This is a genomic window from Corynebacterium sp. HMSC065H09, assembly GCF_001812845.1.
Classification (GTDB): Bacteria; Actinomycetota; Actinomycetes; order Mycobacteriales; family Mycobacteriaceae; genus Corynebacterium; species Corynebacterium jeikeium_D.
In genome coordinates, this window is the sequence record NZ_KV810594.1 from 1 (window position 1) to 1321 (window position 1321).

Below are 1321 nucleotides of genomic sequence, written 5' to 3' on the forward strand. Positions count from 1 at the left end.
TTTTGGATGCCGAGGTTGTGTTGGTAGCTGGTGTCGATGGCGGTGTCGTATTCTGCTGGTGCACCGATGTCATTGGTAGTGGCTGTGGTGTTGTGGGTGATCAGGTCTGTTGCTGTGGAAAGTGCGTCTTGACCCCATCGTTGGTCCCTGGCGATCTTGACCGGATCGTCAGGGACTTCTGTATGTAGATACAGCCACCAATCCATCACTGTGCGTTGATGCGGTAGTGATAGTCCGCGGTGTCTGCGGGCTAGTTCTTTTATGGGGGCGTTGATGCCACCTTCGAGGCTGTTTGTTGTTGCTGCAAGGTTGTCGGGGTCGATGGTTGTTGGTGGGGGTTGCAGGTAGGTAAACAGCAGGTCTCTGCGGTGCAGAGATAGCAATGATTGATAGGCCGCTCGGACGCGTTGGTGGGTGTAGACCTTGGTGTAGGCGCCGGTAACGGGGTCTTTGATGGTGGTTTTCTCGTTCATCCATTCCCGGTAGGTGTGGTCGAATTCGTGCAGGTGGGCGACCCATGTGGATGCTTGGTCAAGGTCGGTGATGCGAGTGAGTTTCAGGGCTAGGCGGTAGAGGGTTTTGCCGGCATCGGTGCGGGGGTTGCTGGTGGTGTGGCGGCGGACTGTTCGTTGGGCGTGGACGAGGCAGCGTTGGATGCGTGTTGTTGGCCAGCAGTGGTGGATGGCTGATTGGGCACCTTGTCCGCCGTCTGTGACTGCGATTAGTGGTGCGGCAATGGGGCGTAGGAGTTCGGTGTAGGCGGCGGTGGTTTCGTGTCTGGCCCAGGTCCAGTTGATGACGTGGGTTTTACTGGCTGCGATCAGGAGGCATCCGGACTTTAGATAGGTCGCGTCGAGGAAGATTTGGTCATGGATGCGGAATGAGTCGATGGTGGGTGTGGGGATGATCCACCAGCACCATCGGAATCGGTGGTGCATGGTTTGCCTGGTTACGCCATGGTGTGCGGCGAAGGTGGTTAGAGATTGGGTGCCGGTGGCCCATTGGATGAACAAAGCCATGGTGGCGGTGTTTTTGTTGTGGGTTTGGGTGTTGCGGGTAAAGGAGTGTCCGCAGTGGGTGCAGCGCCAACGGGTGGTTGATTTGCTGGTGGTGCCGTTTTTCTTTGTGTTGTTGCCGCATAGTGGGCAGCTGGGGCGGTTGGTGGTCATCCTTTAATCCAACCGGTGTGCGGTTAGCACAAATGTGGCCGGAGGTGCGGGATGGTGTGGGTAATAGCTTTCGGGGAGCTATTCTTTGGTGATTTGTGGTGTGTGGTCTGGGGTTATGGTGGCATGCGGACACACTTTTCTTTACTTAACCC

1 protein-coding gene is annotated in these 1321 nt (G+C 56.5%); it reads right to left on the bottom strand.

Annotated features, from left to right (window positions below):
• On the bottom strand, positions 1 to 1169 hold a 1169-nt coding region (locus HMPREF2878_RS08350; protein ID WP_070653275.1), incomplete at its 3' end, for an IS256-like element IS3503 family transposase.
• Positions 1170 to 1321: the final 152 nt, after the last annotated feature.